The sequence below is a fragment of the Pseudomonas rossensis genome (assembly GCF_039888995.1).
Lineage (GTDB): Bacteria > Pseudomonadota > Gammaproteobacteria > Pseudomonadales > Pseudomonadaceae > Aquipseudomonas > Aquipseudomonas rossensis.
Genome location: NZ_JBBWCB010000129.1, coordinates 1 through 15093, shown reverse-complemented (window position 1 = coordinate 15093; position 15093 = coordinate 1). Strand labels below are relative to the sequence as shown.

Sequence of the window (15093 nt, the reverse complement as noted above, 5' to 3'; positions counted from 1 at the left end):
GCGATGGGTGGGGCGCGGGTGCGGGCGCCGGGGAAGAAGGTTTGCCGGGGGTGGCCCAGGCGAGGGGAAGGTGTGGTGAAGGTGGTGGCTGTTGGCGTGACGAATGCGACGAAGGACTGGCCGCCGGTCAGCGCCGGGCAACTGAACAGCAGGCTGCAATAGCCGCATTTTTCCCAGAGCGCGTGATGTGAGGCTTCTGGCGGGCAGTGTTCGGCGGTGGTTTGCGCGCTGCTGTGGTCGGCGTGCTCCATCGTCGACATGTCCATGCTCATGTCCATCGACATGCTCATGGTCATCGAGGAGGCGCGTTGATCCATCGGCATCGACTGAGAAATCAGCGGGCCGATAAAGATCATCAACATGGCGAACAGGCTGATCCAGCTACCGCGCGTCAGGCTTAACGGCTGACGACGGTGTGCGGATGACCTGGCGCTAAGCGGGCGCATGGGTGTTTTTGCTCAGTCGCTTACTGGGCGTGGGCGTGTATCTGCATGCCTTCCGGCGGCTTCTTCTGCACCGAGACGTCGACCGTCACGTCGCCGGACTTTTCGAAATGCATCGTCAGCGGGAAGCGTTTGCCGTCATTCAACAGGCTGCGGTCTTTCAGGTTTACCAGCATCACGTGATAGGCCATCGGCGCAAAGGTGACGTTGCCACCGGCAGGAATGTCGACGCTCGGCACCTGCTGCATTTTCATCAGATCGTTTTGCATTACGTGCTCGTGCAACTGGGCTTCGCCTGCAATCGGCGAGTCGACGCTGAGCAGTCGGTCGGCCGTTTTACCGTTGTTGTGAATCACGAAATACGCCGCGGCCGTTGGCGCGTTTGGCGGCAACTCTTGCGACCACGGATGCGCGATTTCCAGCTCCCCGGCCTTGTATTCGTGGGCATTGGCAAAACAGGCAGGCAGCAGCAACACAGCCAGGACGATGAGTTTGTTCAACATGGCAGTTCTCCAGAGCGATTCAAAACGCAGGTCAATTGCGAGAAGGAATCACACCAGAGGGGAAGCGCGGGGGTTGAGGCTCGGCCATTGCTGGCGCGGTGTCGGTGTATCGAGAGACGCACGAGGCAGGCTTCGATTGGCCTCGAAACGCGCGAAATACAGTTGCGGCATGTGCCCGGGCAACGCCACCAGTGGCGCGGAACCTGAGCAGCACCAGCAATGTTGCATGTTGGAGTGATCGTCACTCTGCGGGGTTTTCTGTTCGATATCGCCCAGGGAAATCGCCACCATCTTGGTGCCGCTGGACGAACAGAAACTGCCCCACAACAACTGCTCGGCAGGCGATTTCGCCGTCTGCGCCATCGCTCCCGTCATCGGCATGGCGAGCATGTTGAACAGCACTGCGAAGCAGGCGATCCAGGCAAATGCGAGCCGTTGTCGGGACATGGGACAAATCCGGTTGGGTGGGCGATCAGGCGCGGCTATTTAGCCTGATCAGGGCCGATAAGTAAAAAAGCGGTGTGCGGTGTGGTGTCGCAGTTAAAACTGTTTGTTTCTACGCCATCAGTGCGCACGTACCACATGTACTTCCATATCGACTCCAAGCGTAGCGCGAATGACGGCGAATATCGCAGCCAGGTTGTCCATGCTTGGGTTGCCCTTGGCAGACAACATTCGATGGAGACTTTTGCTAGGTTTTGCTGTTTCTTTCGCCAATTCTTCGAAACCTACGGTAGCGTTGACTAGGTCACGCAAAATGATCCTGGCCATTTCAGGTTCACCATTAAGAAACAGAGTAGCAGCCTCATCCAACAACGCCTGGGCGAACTCGGGGTCACGTTGGGCACGCTCGGCAATGGTGTGTTTGTAGCTTCGGGTGAGCGCCATGACTTTATCTCCGGGGTCGTTCGGCTTTTTTGCGGGTTCGAAATTCAGCTATCAGTATTTTTGCCTTTTTAATGTCGGCTTTCTGAGTGGACTTATCGCCTCCACCAAAAAGGATGATCAGGCGTTTCCCTTCTTGCACAAGATAGATTCTGTAGCCCGGCCCCCAATTTATTCGGTATTCGCCGAGACCTTCGAACCACTTGATGTTGGAGCTATGGCCTAGCTCTAGCCGGACCAATGCGTTGGATACCTTAAGCGCTGCCTGAGCATTTAAGGTGGAAAACCAGCGCCCAAAGGGGCTTGTATCGTTTTCCTGCAAGTATTCTTCGAGTGTGATCACAGGCGGCCCTGAAGGTAACAAATAGGTTACTGTTCATGCAAGCCGATGATCCTGCCTTGCTGAGCAAAGGTCGCCAACGCATCAAGTGTTTCTTCAAACGTCACAAACTCCCGATCAACCCCCGGCAACACCGGCCGCTGCAAAACAAGCACCGGCACCCCACGCTCCCGTGCCACTTCCAGTTTCGGCTCGGTCGCCGTGCTGCCGCTGTTCTTGCTGATCAGCACATCAATCTGCCGACGTTCAAACAGCGCACGTTCATCCTCGATCAGAAACGGCCCACGCGCGCCAATCACTTCGCAGCGTTCGTTGCCGGGGTAAACGTCCAGTGCACGCAAGGTCCAGAATTGCTCTGGCGGGATTTCATGCAGATGTTGCAATGGTTCGCGGCCGAGGGTGAACAGCGGACGCCGGAACGGTTTCAGCGCTTCGATCAGCTCGGCCCAGTCGCTGACTTCGCGCCAGTCATCCCCGGCCTGTGGTTGCCAGGCCGGGCGCCTTAACGCCCAGCATGCAACACCGCTCAACCGCGCAGCTGTGGCGGCGTTCTGGCTGATTTGTGCAGCGTAGGGGTGGGTGGCGTCCAGCAGCAATTCGATCCTTTCATTCCGAATGAACTGCGCCAGCCCTTCGGCACCGCCGTAACCGCCCACGCGAACCTGACAGGTCAGATCTGTCGGCACACGCCCCACGCCGGCCAGGCTATAGATGTGTTCCGGCCCGAGGGACCGGGCGATGGCCAAGGCTTCTGTCACGCCACCCAGCAACAACACGCGCTTCATTGAAAAGCTCCCGCATGGCCGACAATCCCGCCCTGGCGATCGATGGCAAATACTTCAACCTGAACCTGTGTCGGCACCACGCTGCGGGCAAAGTCCAGCGCGTGCTGACACACCGCATCACCCAGGGCGATCCCGGCAGCGCTGGCCATTGCCAAGGCTTGCTGGCTGGTATTGGCCTCGAGAATCCCTTGCTGCAACGCCTCATCGGCACCAATCACCGCCGCCCACTCGGCCAGTTGCTGCAGGTCGATGCTCGAATGCCGGCTGTGCAAATCCATGTGCCCGGCCGCCAGTTTACTGATCTTGCCGAAGCCGCCGCACAGGCTGAGTTTATCCACAGGCACTTTGCGCAGATGTTTGAGCACTGCGCCGACGAAGTCGCCCATTTCGATCAGGGCGATTTCCGGCAAGTCGTAGACCCGGCGCATGGTGTCTTCACTGGCATTGCCGGTGCATGCGGCGATGTGTAGGTAGCCGTTGGTTTTTGCCACGTCGATGCCCTGATGGATCGAGGCAATGTAGGCCGCGCAGGAAAACGGCCGGACGATGCCGCTGGTGCCGAGAATCGACAAACCGCCGAGAATCCCCAGGCGCGGGTTCATGGTTTTCAAGGCTAGCGCTTCACCGCCTTCGACGTTCAGCGTGACGTCGAAACCGCCGCGGTAATCGAGTTCCTCGGCCAGCAGGGTCAAGTGATCGGTGATCATCTTGCGTGGCACCGGGTTGATCGCCGGTTCACCGACACCCAGCACCAGCCCTGGCCGGGTCACCGTGCCGACACCGCGACCGGCATTGAAGCGAATACCCGGTCGGGCATTCAGGCGCACGTGGGAGTAGAGCAGGGCGCCGTGGGTCACGTCCGGGTCGTCCCCGGCGTCCTTGATGGTTCCGGCCTCGGCGCCGTCATCCATCAACCGACAGAACTCCAGGCGCATCTGCACGTGCTTGCCCTTGGGCAGGACGATGTCAACCGCGTCCGAATGCGTGCCTTCCAACAACAAACGTGCAGCCGCAAGGCTGGTGGCGGTGGCGCAGCTGCCGGTGGTCAGGCCGCTGCGCAGCGGTGCGGGTTGTTCGGCGGTTTCGTCACGCATCGAAAGGCTTCGTCACGTCCAGCAAGGTAATCGGCAACGCTTGACGCCAGGTGTCGAAGTCTCCCAACGGTTGCGCCTGAGCGATATGAATGCGCGTCAGCTCGCCGCCGTGCTGCTCGCGCCAGGCCATCAAGGTCATTTCACTTTGCAACGTGACCGCGTTGGCGATCAGTCGACCGCCGGGTTTGAGTTGTGCCCAGCAGGTTTCGAGCACGCCCTCGCGGGTGACGCCGCCGCCGATGAAAATCGCATCCGGACGCTCGAGCCCGGCCAAGGCTTGCGGTGCACTGCCGCGAATCAGTTGCAGGCCGGGCACGCCGAGAGCATCGCGGTTGTGTTCGATTAGTAACTGTCGGCCTTCATCGGCTTCGATGGCTAATGCGCTGCAACTCGGATGGGCGCGCATCCACTCGATGCCGATCGAACCGCTGCCGGCGCCGACGTCCCACAAGAGTTCACCGGGAATCGGAGCGAGACGCGCGAGCGTGATGGCGCGCACGTCGCGCTTGGTCAGTTGCCCGTCGTGCTTGAAGGCTGAGTCCGGCAGGCCGGCCAATCGGGAGAGGCGCGGCGTGTTGGGTTCAGCGATGCACTCGATGGCGATCAGGTTCAGGTCGGCGATCACAGGATTGTTCCAGTCATTGGCGACACCCTCGATGCGTCGTTCGGCGGCACCGTCCAGATGTTCCAGCACGGTGAGGCGACTCGCCCCGAAACCGCGCTCACGCAATAACGTCGCGATGGCGGCCGGACTCTTGCCGTCGTTGCTCAACACCAGCAAGCGAACACCACTGAACAACTGCGCATTGAGTGCGGCGATGGGCCGCGCAACCACTGAAAGCGTGACCACCTCCTGCAACGGCCAGCCCATTCGCGCCGCCGCCAGCGAGCAAGAGGAGGGCGCCGGCAGTATCAGCATTTCATCACCGGACAACTGCCGGGCCAGGCTTGCGCCTACACCGAAGAACATCGGATCGCCGCTGGCCAGCACGCAGACCGGTTCGCCACGCAGCGCCAGAACCGGTTCAAGGGAGAAAGGACTCGGCCACTGCTGCCGCTCGCCACGGATGCAGGCCGGCAGCAAATCCAGTTGTCGCTGGCCGCCAATGATCCGCGAAGCGCGCAGCAGGGCGTGTCGGGCATTTTTGCCCAGGCCCTTGAAGCCGTCTTCGCCGATTCCCACTACTGTCAGCCAGGAGGCCATGTTGTTCCTCAATCCAATGGTCATGTTCAAAGGCGGCATGATAGCGCGGCTTCTGTCATCTGACGCGGATCTATGGCCGGGACAGGAGAGCTCCGAGTTGCAGACACTTAATGTTGAGGAAAAATTGTTTGTTGGAATGATAGTTTTGGTAGTTTTGTTTTTATTTTGGTTGCGCAATCTTATGCGTGTTAAATGTTCGGCCAATAGTTGGTGTTGGCTGCGACACTATCAAGGATGAAATAAACTTATATGGATAACGGTTTAGCTAAAGGTGTCATCGAACGTGATGCGCTGATGATAAATAATGTGCTGCTGACGGGCGTTCCCGGCCAGACTATTGCCGACAATGATTTTGTCAAAAACTGCATTTTTCTGGCCCAGCATGGCGCGGATAAAGTCGCGAAGAGCGAGACGCAGCCGGGGCCTTGGTTCGATCATTACGCCGGTATGTTTTGGTCAATGGATTGGAACCTTGCCGAGCCGGTCGAGTACATCAAGCCGCAGTTCTCGGGCAGTTTGAAACAGGCTTGGTTGAATGTGGCGCGTCCCTACCTCACGAGCGCTCAAATAGCACAGGTTGAAGCAGTACTTGGAAAGCTGGAGCGTGACGCCAAGTTGCTGACGAAATTTGCGGGCTTAAGTGGGAAAATATTCGGATTCAATATCGTGCCGGTCAGTTATAAGCCCAACGGAGATCTGGAAATGGTGGTTAGTCATGTCAGGTTGATCAAGTCGGGCATCTCTACACCCTACCTGTTCTGGACAATAGACCAGAGTCTTTCTCAATTGGATATCCGGATTCGGCGGTTGGAGATCAAGCGTCGGGACATGGACGCCATTCGACAAAACGTGGAAGAAGACGTTGTAGCCCTGGCGCTCAAGTCCATCGAGTACGCACTCTGATTCCACTCAGACTGAAGCCTTCTTTTGCTTGATTGATACTTCGACAGCGTTTCCGACCGGCAGACTTTTCATGCGCTCGGGCAAAGCAGGCATAATGGCAGCCCTTCGCCCTTCACGTGCATCCAGTCAGCCGGTCACTCATTGAACGAACGCCCGATGTCCACCGCTTTACGCCCCTCGGCCTGTCCGGGGTTGCTGCGTATTGTCCAGGCGCTGGATGGCGGCATCTGTCGGATCAAACTCAACGGTGGTTCGATCACGGCCGATCAGGCCGGGGCGGTGGCCGATGCGGCCGAGCGCTTTGCCGGCGGTGTGATCGAGGCGACCAACCGCGCTAACCTGCAAATCCGCGGGGTCGGCAGTGAACATGGCGCCTTGATCGATGGCCTGATGGCTGCCGGGTTGGGGCCAAGCACGGCCGCTGGCGACGATGTGCGCAATTTGATGCTCAGCCCCAGCGCCGGGATCGATCAGCAGAGGCTGTTCGACACGCGCCCGCTGGCCGAACAGATCCTCGTCACGCTGCAAAGCCATGAACGATTCCACGACCTCAGCGCCAAGTTTGCGGTGCAACTCGATGGCGGTGAAAGTTTGGCGATGCTCGAACACTCCCATGACCTGTGGTTGTCCGCCACTGAGCGAGGCGGCGAACTGGTTTTTGCATTTGGTCTGGCAGGTTGCCCTGTGGACTCGCCTGCGGGCGCGGTGTCACTGGAGCAGGGCCATGCGCTGGTGGTCGCGGTGCTTGAATTGTTTCTCGACCTGGCGCGTCCCGATCAGACACGTATGCGGCATTTGCTGGCTGAGTGCTCGCTCGACGAGTTTCTCGCTCGTCTGGCCGAACGTGTGCCGTTGATGCCCATCACGGGTTGGCAGCGCAAGGTAAGTCCGAGTGTCTTGCACATCGGCGCTCATCCACAGCGTGAGGCCGAGCGTGTGTATATCGGCGCCGTGCCGCCGCTGGGCCGCCTCAATCCCGCGATGCTCAGAGGCGTCGCACAACTGGCACGTGATCAGGGCGACGGCAGCCTGCGTTTCACACCTTGGCAAAGTCTGTTGTTACCCGGTGTCCATGTCGACGATGCGCCGCAAGTTATCCACAACCTTGAACAACTGGGCCTGCGTTGCTCGGCCGACGATGCCTTGGCGCATCTGATCGCCTGCACCGGCTCGACGGGTTGCGGGAAAGGCCTGGCCGACACCAAGGGCGATGCCCGACAACTGGCGGCGCTGCTGCAACGCCACGGCCAGACACTGAACGTGCACCTTTCCGGTTGCCCGCGTTCCTGTGCGGCCGCGCACAGTGCGCCGGTCACATTGCTGGCGGTTTCTCCCGGTCACTACGACCTCTATTTTCGCGATGCAGCGCAGCCGGGTTTCGGCGCGCTGCACGCACGCAACCTTACTATTGAAGCGGTCGCAGCCTTGCTCGACGCCCGCTCACGGAGCCCCCTTGATGCTTGATTACATCCGCGACGGTCAGGAGATCTATCGCAACTCCTTCGCGATCATTCGTGCCGAGGCTAACCTCGAGCGTATTCCGGCCGACCTGGAAAAACTCGCGGTCCGTGTGATCCATGCTTGCGGCATGGTCGACGCCATCGAAGGCCTGCAATTTTCCGACGGCGCGGGCAAGGCCGGGCGTGATGCGCTGGCCGCCGGTGCGCCGATTCTGTGCGACTCGCGGATGGTCAGTGAAGGCGTGACCCGCACGCGTTTGCCAGCGAACAATGAGGTCATCTGCACCCTGCGCGATGACAGCGTTCCGGAACTGGCCCGTGAGTTGGGCAACACCCGTTCCGCTGCTGCGCTGGAACTGTGGCGCCCGCACCTGGGAGGCAGCGTGGTGGTGATCGGCAACGCGCCGACCGCACTGTTCTATCTGTTGGAGATGCTCGACGCTGGCGCGCCGAAACCGGCACTGATCCTCGGCTTCCCGGTAGGCTTCGTCGGCGCCGCCGAATCCAAGGCGATGCTTGCGGCAGACAGTCGCGGCGTGCCCTTCGTCATCATGCAAGGCCGGCTGGGCGGCAGCGCCATGGCCGCCGCCGCCGTCAATGCCCTTGCCACGGAGATCGAATGATGCAGCAACCTGGACGTTTGATCGGCCTGGGCGTCGGCCCCGGTGATCCGGAGCTGATTACTGTCAAAGCCCTGCGCCTGCTGCGCGAATCGCCGGTGGTGGCGTACTTCGTCGCCAAGGGCAAAAAGGGCAATGCCTTCGGCATCATCGAGGCGCATTTGCAAGACGCGCAAACGCTGCTGCCGCTGGTGTATCCGGTGACCACCGAAGCGTTGCCGGCGCCGCTGTCGTATGAACAAGTGATCAGCGATTTCTACGATGCGGCCGGCGAAGAACTGGCCGCGCACCTGGACGCTGGCCGTGACGTGGCGGTGATCTGCGAAGGCGATCCGTTCTTCTACGGCTCCTACATGTACCTGCACGATCGACTGGCCGAGCGCTATGAAGCCGAAGTCGTGCCGGGCGTTTGCTCGATGCTCGGCGGCGCTTCGGTGCTGGGCGCGCCGCTGGTGTATCGCAATCAGAGTTTGTCAGTGCTGTCGGGCGTATTGCCTGCCGACGATCTCAAGCGTCGTCTGGCCGATGCCGATGCCGCCGTGATCATGAAGCTGGGGCGCAACTTTCCCAAGGTCCGTCAGGTGCTCGAAGAACTCGGGCTGGCGGAACGTGCGCTGTACGTCGAACGCGCGACCATGGCCAATCAAAAAATCGTCCCGCTGGATCAGGTCGAGCCGATGTCCTCGCCGTACTTCTCGCTGATCATTGTGCCCGGCGAAAGGTGGCAAGGCTAATGTCCCGTCCAGTTCCGGCGATTGTCATTCTGGGCAATGGCAGCCTCGCGACCGCGCGCAAGATTGCGCAGCTGTACCCTGGCGCATTGATCCATGGTCTGGCCGAACGGGTGGAGGGCGCGGACCGCGTCTATCACGAGTTCGGTGCCACCCTGCGTGAGTTCTATCAACAGGACACGCCGATCATCGCGTTGTGTGCGGCCGGGATCGTGATCCGTATCCTGGCGCCGTTACTCCTGGAAAAAGGCGCCGAGCCGCCGGTGCTGGCCGTGGCCGAAGACGGCAGCGCCGTGGTGCCGCTGCTCGGCGGTCTCGGCGGGGTGAACGTCATGGCGCGAGAGATTGCTGCCGGTCTCGAGGTTGCTGCGGCGATCACCACCAGCGGTGAATTGCGCTTCGGCACCTGCCTGCTCAATCCACCCAGCGGTTACGCCCTCGGCGATCTGGAACTGGGCAAGCGCTTCGTCTCGGATTTGCTCGCTGGCCAAAGCGTACGCGTCGAAGGTGCTGCGCCGTGGCTGGCGCAAGCGCAGTTGCCGCAAGATCCTCACGCGCAGCTGTCGATCCATGTCGGCCATGCCGAGCGTGCGCCTGCGGCCAATGAATTGATGATCTACCCGCGCAATGTGCTGGTGGCGGTGAGCGCCGAGGTCGCGGATCTGCCAGGCGCCATTCGCTCAGCCTTGCATCAGGCGAACATCGCCGTGCAATCGCTGGCGTGCCTGTTGGCCAGCGATCTGGACATGGCCAGTGCGGCGTTACGCGAAGCAGCGCTTGAACTGGGCGTTGCGCTGCGTTTCACATCCGCTACCGGAGAGCTTCGCGAGCTGGCTCGTCACGCCGTGCCGAATGCGAGCGTAGTCTCGACTGACATCGGCATCACCATCGCGGTAGCCCGTCAGCCGCTAGACGTTGCGCAGATCGGTCGGGCGCGCGGTCGTCTGGCGGTAATCGGTCTGGGCCCTGGCGCCGCCGAACTGATGGTGCCAGCGGTCAAGGCTGAACTGACCAGGGCCACCGACGTACTCGGCTACGAAACCTACGTGCGCATGGCCGGGCCGTTCCGCGACGATCAGGTGCTGCATTGCACCGATAACCGCGAAGAGATGCAGCGTGCCCGCCACGCTTTTGAACTGGCGGCGCAAGGCCGTTCGGTGATTGTGGTTTCGTCCGGTGACCCCGGTGTGTTCGCCATGGCGGCGGCGGTGCTTGAAGCGTTGCATGAGTCGAGCGAGCCGAGCTGGCACAGCGTTGATCTGGAGATCCTTCCAGGTGTTTCCGCGTCACTGGCGACGGCTGCTCAAGCAGGCGCGCCCTTGGGCCATGACTTCTGCGTGATGTCGCTGTCGGACAACCTCAAGCCTTGGGCGATCATCGAGAAGCGCCTGGACCTGGCCGCCGAAGCTGATCTGGCGTTGGCGTTCTACAACCCGATCTCCCGTGCGCGGCCGTGGCAACTGGGCCAGGCGCTGGAAATCGTCGGCCGGCATCGCACGCCGGAAACAGTGGTGGTGCTGGGTCGCGACATTGGCCGTCCTGGTCAGACGCTACGGGTTACCACGCTCGGCGAACTGACCCCCGACCAGGTCGACATGCGCACCATGGTGCTGATCGGTTCCTCCACCACCTGCGTGTTCCCTCGTGCCGAGGGTGGCGAGTGGGTGTATACGCCTCGTTGGTATGGCATCAAGCCTGCCTCCTGAACCTTGGCGGCCCCGCGTGGGCCGTTTGTCACTGAATAGACTCCCGCCTGCTGGTCGGCACTTTCGCCCTGGCGTTGAAGCGTCATCTATTTCACCAATCGTTGTGGGGTTTATGACTCTCGCCACGAAGAATTAATACTGTTTTCTGTCGCTGCTTTCTTCCTTTATCCAGTGCTTTTTTTGCAGTCGAAAACTTCGGCGTTGCGATGAGTCACAACGCCGCCTGTTTGCTGATGGTCCCAACGATTTTGTTTGCCTAAGTGCGCTTATTTGAGTCGGCAATATAAGGTTTTTATTTTTTCAGATTTGATTGTAATGAAATTAATTGAATTTCTTCGGGTTTGAAGTGCCCGCTTTTACGATTTAGTTTTGTCTCCTGTGAAGTGGTTGCTTCACGTATTGATCTGGTCTCGTTCAAAAATACGGAATGTTTGACGTTGTCGTCGAGCGGTATTTGCGCGGCTGGCTGACAGAATTTAATTGCATATATTGAAGCTGGAGAGTGTCTTGTCTAACAGTCTTTTGGATGTTCCGTATGTCGGTGAATATGTAAAGTTCGCAAAACTCTTTAATCTTAAAGATCTTGAACAGGCGTTAATTTCGCACAAAGGTACCGACGAGTATGACGCCGTCTTCAGGTATTACTCAGGCTGCATAGACTTGCTCGGCTCGCCCAGGATGCTGGAGCCGCTGGGCCTGTTGAAGCAGGCTTTGGCATCTTTTGCCGGGCCTGCGGGGCCTGCCGGTCGACAACGACGAACGACTGAGTCGCTTCCTCCCGAGAGTACTGGCCCCGACGTAACTGACCTCTACGAACGGCTCGAAGGTTTCGAGGCTCGTTTGTCGAACGGTACGCAGCAGTTGCTAATTCCCAAAACAAACGTTCCTGACAATCTGCACTTCGTCTGGCTCGGCGGTGGTATGGGCGATATCCAGCGCGACTACATCAATATCTGGAAGCAGACACTGTCTGGGCAGGGTTACACCCTCAAACTCTGGTACGACAGCGATGCATTGCTGGCCTACGAAACCAATCGGATTATTGTCGAGTCAGCCAAGGCTGACGCCATGCTTAATGGCGGGCAGGCCAATAACACGGCTATTGAATTGGGCGACAAGTATGAAGAGCGGGTCATCGCGCTCAAGCAGCAGATGTTTGCGCACATTAATAAAGCGGTAGAACACGGTGAGAGCGCCGACGACGCCAGGATCGATCTGTTGGTTCGAGCCTATAGCCAAGATGAAGGACGGTTGAAGTTACTAAGGGAAAAGAACCGTCAGAGTCTGTTGTCGTTGGGCGAGGGCGCTATTGTTCTTCGCGATCTCGCCACCGAGGCGACACCGTTGTACTTGCAGGACATCTACGAGCGAGAAATCAGCTTGCGTGGCAACTTTGCTGCCGCCTCCGATATTGTCCGCGCCGAGGCGCTGTTCGGCGACGGTGGCAGTTATGCAGACGTGGATAACCTGCCTCCGCTGTTAGAAAACCTGGGCGGGGTGGATATTAGCCAGTTTGGCTCGGATGCACGCCTGGGGGTTTTGCAGTTGATACTTGACCACCGTCCTGAGTGGATGCCGGGGCGGCAGGTTATACGCAGCAGGTACACAAACTATTTCGAGCAAATTCCCCTGGAGCACCGTGAGGCGCTGGAGAATTTTGCCAAGAGCAGCCCTGATATCAGCAGTGTTTTCCGGCGCCCGGTAGAGCGCCAGGTGCGACCGGATGGACTGCGTGCCGTCGCCGAGCAAAGCACGTTGAGTAACGCGTTCATGATGGCTCATTCAGGGTCAGCGATGCTCAAGGCTGTTCTTGACCGTTTCAGGTTCAACTATGAGGTGGTGGATGCCACCGCCCGGTTAGCCATTGAAAGAAAGATCGCGCTTATCGATGCCCAGGCAGTCAGTGACGTTGCCGAGGAGCTGGTTGAGAAACGGTTCGGGCCCTTGCATGAACTGTCGATGGAGGAAGAAATAGCGGTCAGGTTTTTGGTTGAAGCTGCCGCTGCTTACTACAGCGACGGAATCCGTCCACAGAGTGAAGTGACCATTTATCTGACCGGGCCTGCTGCGATGCGCGATGGGCTGGCGGATTACGAGAAGATGCATTTCACCCCACGGGGCGCTGAAGCTTCGAGAGCTGAAGTCGCCATACCCGCCATCGCAACCGTCAACCGGGCGACCGAGGAGGAACTGGATCACTCTTGGAAGGAGAACGAGAGCGACACGGCTCAATGGCTGAATAGAGAAAAGCAGCGTTGGGAGGCCGGGAAGTTCAAAACCCGCTATGCCGGCGATGTCACACAGCTGCTCAAGTTCCAGAGTATTGATTTCGAAGAAGGCTGGCCGGTGATCGAAGGTCGTCATGTGTTGATCACCGATCTGTTGCAGCAACTGGCCGATGATCTCGGTGAACCGTTTCGCCAGGCAATGCGTCAGCGCCACAACGGCAACGTGACGTTTGAAAAGCCGTTGTCCCTGAGCTTCGATGACCGGCAAGCGATCATCGCTCAGGATGCCCGCATCCACCCCCCGACTCCCCCCTTGGACGCGGAAATACAAAACCTGTCGGTGGATGAACTGCTGAGCCGGGTCCCCAAAGACCCACTGCTCACCGTGAAACTAAACCCGCTGCAACGTCTGTTGCTGGGTGGGCTATTGGGGGTCAATGTCCTGGATAACCGGCATTTTGATGCCGCCAGTGCAACGCTTGAAAACCTTGCCAATACGATGTCGGAGTTGGGGGTCATCCACCGTTACGGGGCCATTGAACGGGAGCTGTTCAAGCAAAGTCATCCGGCTTTCCTTGCCGGGTTGACGAGTGCTTCCAACCCGCCCGTGGCCTTGTCCGAAACGAGTGTTGGACTCAAGAAACAGGCACTCGAACGTCCGCTGACCCTGGTGGAATGGGGGCGTTTGGTCGCCAGGATTCAGCAAGTGGCGAAGCTCGAATACCGCGATCGTATTGGCGAGCGAATCGGTGAAGTGCTGGGGGGCGTTGATAACGGCATTATCAAATTGGTGCCCCAGGACTTGTTGCTTGAAGGTGCGGGTGATCGGGTTGCCGGACGCTGTTACCCACTGGCACTGGCCATGGCTGCTGCGCTCCACAAAGGCAACAGTGCCGCAAATACCTTGAGAGAACGTTTTTACCTGGCCGTCACCGAGCCTGAGGCTGGGGATTCAAAGGCGTTTGTGAGCATGATCGAGGAGTTGCGTGACGCGCCGGTCAATGACATAGGCAAGCCATTGATGCGCTCTGATCTGGCTCAGGTCGTAGCGCTACTGGAAGCAAAAACGGCCACCACGACCGTGATGCTCAATTCGGACAACCACTCGATGCTGGTGGCGAAAATCTTCGAAGGCGAGCACAGCATTTATCTGCTCTACGACCCGAATTTCGGGATCTTCGAGATTGTTACGGCGTCGGCGTTCAGTGACGCGTTGACGCACTTTTTCCTGCGCAAAAAAATGGCCATGCATTACGCAGCCTATGGCGATGCGCAACGGCCGACCTTTGATCTGATCGAGCTCGATGGCGCCAAATTGAACAAGCTGGTGCTTGCCTCCGGCAGTGAGGTATCAAGCCTGTCCGAGCCAGGTGCTTTGCCTGAACAAGCGCTGCCCAGGGTTCGGCAACGGCTGGCCAGTGCCCGGGGGCAGTCGTTGGTAAACAATGCGGCGCTGGGCAGTTCATTGCTGGAACTGGACGCGCACTGGTGGGGTGGGGAGATCGTGCAGGCGACACGACAGTTGCAGGAGCAACACGGGCTGGCGTCGGATTCGGTTGCGTTGTTCGAGACACTGGAGATAACCCCAACAGGGGAATACAAAATCAGTCTCGTCAACACCGATGCCGGGCAGACCATTGAGCGTGTCACCACCAGCGATCACCGTTTCCTGAGAATTAAAAACTTCCTCTCCGAAACCTTCCATTCATTGGCCGCTCGCCCGCGTGCGCCGGTCAATCCGCTTGATCCGACGGACGCCGGCAGCGTTCATACGCTCAATGCCGGGTTCACCGTACAAGCCTTGATGAACGTACTGCGTCGTCACGAGAGTGCAGCGAACGGTGGTGACAAGGCCCTGACCACCGCCATTCGCCTGCATGCCTACGTGAACTATGCCCAGCTGGCCCATGGCAACGTGGTGGATTTGATTGGCGTTGTGAAACTGGTGCGTCAGGCACTGGACGATGAAAAGCTGATCGCCCGCACCAGCGCACCGTTGGTGCAAAAGGCCTTGGGGCATATCGCCAATGAAGGCGTCGGTACTGTGCTGGGGCTGGTGAATGTCGGGTTTGATATTTATCAGTTAAGTCACGCCACCAATGACATTGAAAAGGCGCAGTTCGGAACGCAGTTGGCCTTTGACTCCGCGAGTGTGGTGGTAGGCGCAGCTGGTCTGGGGGCAGCCCTGGCT

14 protein-coding genes are annotated in these 15093 nt (G+C 59.1%); 6 read left to right on the top strand and 8 right to left on the bottom strand.

From position 1 onward, the window contains the following. The 8 genes from WLY71_RS24790 to cbiE form a co-directional block, all read right to left on the bottom strand. Positions 1 to 446 (bottom strand): DUF2946 domain-containing protein (locus WLY71_RS24790; RefSeq protein ID WP_347805647.1); only part of this gene is annotated, 446 nt, incomplete at its 3' end. Between the two features lie 20 nt (positions 447 to 466). Continuing rightward, complete coding sequence (locus WLY71_RS24785) at positions 467 to 946, bottom strand: copper chaperone PCu(A)C (protein WP_347805646.1); 480 nt, start codon at positions 944 to 946, stop codon at positions 467 to 469. A gap of 48 nt (positions 947 to 994) precedes the next feature. Further along, positions 995 to 1393: a DUF2946 domain-containing protein gene (locus WLY71_RS24780; RefSeq protein WP_347805645.1), complete on the bottom strand. Its 399-nt coding sequence runs from the start codon at positions 1391 to 1393 to the stop codon at positions 995 to 997. A 117-nt stretch (positions 1394 to 1510) separates the two neighbouring features. After that, positions 1511 to 1834, bottom strand: coding sequence for a helix-turn-helix domain-containing transcriptional regulator (locus WLY71_RS24775; protein WP_008153779.1), 324 nt, complete (start codon positions 1832 to 1834; stop codon positions 1511 to 1513). Between the two features lie 4 nt (positions 1835 to 1838). Beyond that, a complete protein-coding gene (locus tag WLY71_RS24770; RefSeq protein ID WP_347805644.1) occupies positions 1839 to 2174 on the bottom strand; it encodes a type II toxin-antitoxin system RelE/ParE family toxin in 336 nt (111 codons plus the stop codon). 26 nt (positions 2175 to 2200) lie between these two features. After that, entirely contained in the window at positions 2201 to 2956 is a 756-nt protein-coding gene (locus WLY71_RS24765; protein WP_347805643.1) for a cobalt-precorrin-6A reductase, read from the bottom strand. Continuing rightward, positions 2953 to 4050: a cobalt-precorrin-5B (C(1))-methyltransferase gene (locus WLY71_RS24760; RefSeq protein ID WP_347805642.1), complete on the bottom strand. Its 1098-nt coding sequence runs from the start codon at positions 4048 to 4050 to the stop codon at positions 2953 to 2955. Before WLY71_RS24760 ends, WLY71_RS24765 begins: the two co-directional genes overlap by 4 nt. Further along, the gene (gene cbiE, locus WLY71_RS24755; protein WP_347805641.1) at positions 4043 to 5254 is read right to left on the bottom strand and encodes a precorrin-6y C5,15-methyltransferase (decarboxylating) subunit CbiE; all 1212 of its coding nucleotides are present in this window, start codon (positions 5252 to 5254) and stop codon (positions 4043 to 4045) included. Before cbiE ends, WLY71_RS24760 begins: the two co-directional genes overlap by 8 nt. A 249-nt stretch (positions 5255 to 5503) precedes the next feature. On the opposite strand from cbiE, the gene WLY71_RS24750 reads away from it, so the two are divergent. From WLY71_RS24750 to WLY71_RS24725, 6 genes are all read left to right on the top strand, one after another. Further along, positions 5504 to 6157, top strand: a complete 654-nt coding sequence (locus tag WLY71_RS24750; RefSeq protein ID WP_347805640.1) for a hypothetical protein — start codon at positions 5504 to 5506, stop codon at positions 6155 to 6157. A 156-nt stretch (positions 6158 to 6313) separates the two neighbouring features. Beyond that, positions 6314 to 7621 (top strand): precorrin-3B synthase, encoded by a 1308-nt coding sequence (gene cobG, locus WLY71_RS24745; RefSeq protein ID WP_347805639.1) that lies wholly within the window; start codon positions 6314 to 6316, stop codon positions 7619 to 7621. Continuing rightward, positions 7614 to 8240, top strand: coding sequence for a precorrin-8X methylmutase (locus WLY71_RS24740; protein WP_347805638.1), 627 nt, complete (start codon positions 7614 to 7616; stop codon positions 8238 to 8240). The genes cobG and WLY71_RS24740 overlap by 8 nt, the downstream gene beginning before the upstream one ends. Beyond that, positions 8240 to 8971, top strand: a complete 732-nt coding sequence (locus tag WLY71_RS24735; protein WP_033053597.1) for a precorrin-2 C(20)-methyltransferase — start codon at positions 8240 to 8242, stop codon at positions 8969 to 8971. The genes WLY71_RS24740 and WLY71_RS24735 overlap by 1 nt, the downstream gene beginning before the upstream one ends. Further along, positions 8971 to 10674: a precorrin-3B C(17)-methyltransferase gene (gene cobJ / locus WLY71_RS24730; RefSeq protein ID WP_347805637.1), complete on the top strand. Its 1704-nt coding sequence runs from the start codon at positions 8971 to 8973 to the stop codon at positions 10672 to 10674. The genes WLY71_RS24735 and cobJ overlap by 1 nt, the downstream gene beginning before the upstream one ends. A 678-nt stretch (positions 10675 to 11352) precedes the next feature. Next, on the top strand, positions 11353 to 15093 hold a 3741-nt coding region (locus WLY71_RS24725; RefSeq protein WP_347805648.1), incomplete at its 3' end, for a TcdA/TcdB catalytic glycosyltransferase domain-containing protein.

Coding starts and splice junctions, on each gene's coding strand:
- cobG (WP_347805639.1), top strand. CDS start 6,314: ATGTCCACCGCTTTACGCCCCTCGGCCTGTCCGGGGTTGCTGCGTATT.
- WLY71_RS24740 (WP_347805638.1), top strand. CDS start 7,614: ATGCTTGATTACATCCGCGACGGTCAGGAGATCTATCGCAACTCCTTC.
- WLY71_RS24750 (WP_347805640.1), top strand. CDS start 5,504: ATGGATAACGGTTTAGCTAAAGGTGTCATCGAACGTGATGCGCTGATG.
- WLY71_RS24765 (WP_347805643.1), bottom strand. CDS start 2,956: ATGAAGCGCGTGTTGTTGCTGGGTGGCGTGACAGAAGCCTTGGCCATC.
- cobJ (WP_347805637.1), top strand. CDS start 8,971: ATGTCCCGTCCAGTTCCGGCGATTGTCATTCTGGGCAATGGCAGCCTC.
- cbiE (WP_347805641.1), bottom strand. CDS start 5,254: ATGGCCTCCTGGCTGACAGTAGTGGGAATCGGCGAAGACGGCTTCAAG.
- WLY71_RS24775 (WP_008153779.1), bottom strand. CDS start 1,834: ATGGCGCTCACCCGAAGCTACAAACACACCATTGCCGAGCGTGCCCAA.
- WLY71_RS24735 (WP_033053597.1), top strand. CDS start 8,240: ATGCAGCAACCTGGACGTTTGATCGGCCTGGGCGTCGGCCCCGGTGAT.
- WLY71_RS24780 (WP_347805645.1), bottom strand. CDS start 1,393: ATGTCCCGACAACGGCTCGCATTTGCCTGGATCGCCTGCTTCGCAGTG.
- WLY71_RS24785 (WP_347805646.1), bottom strand. CDS start 946: ATGTTGAACAAACTCATCGTCCTGGCTGTGTTGCTGCTGCCTGCCTGT.
- WLY71_RS24760 (WP_347805642.1), bottom strand. CDS start 4,050: ATGCGTGACGAAACCGCCGAACAACCCGCACCGCTGCGCAGCGGCCTG.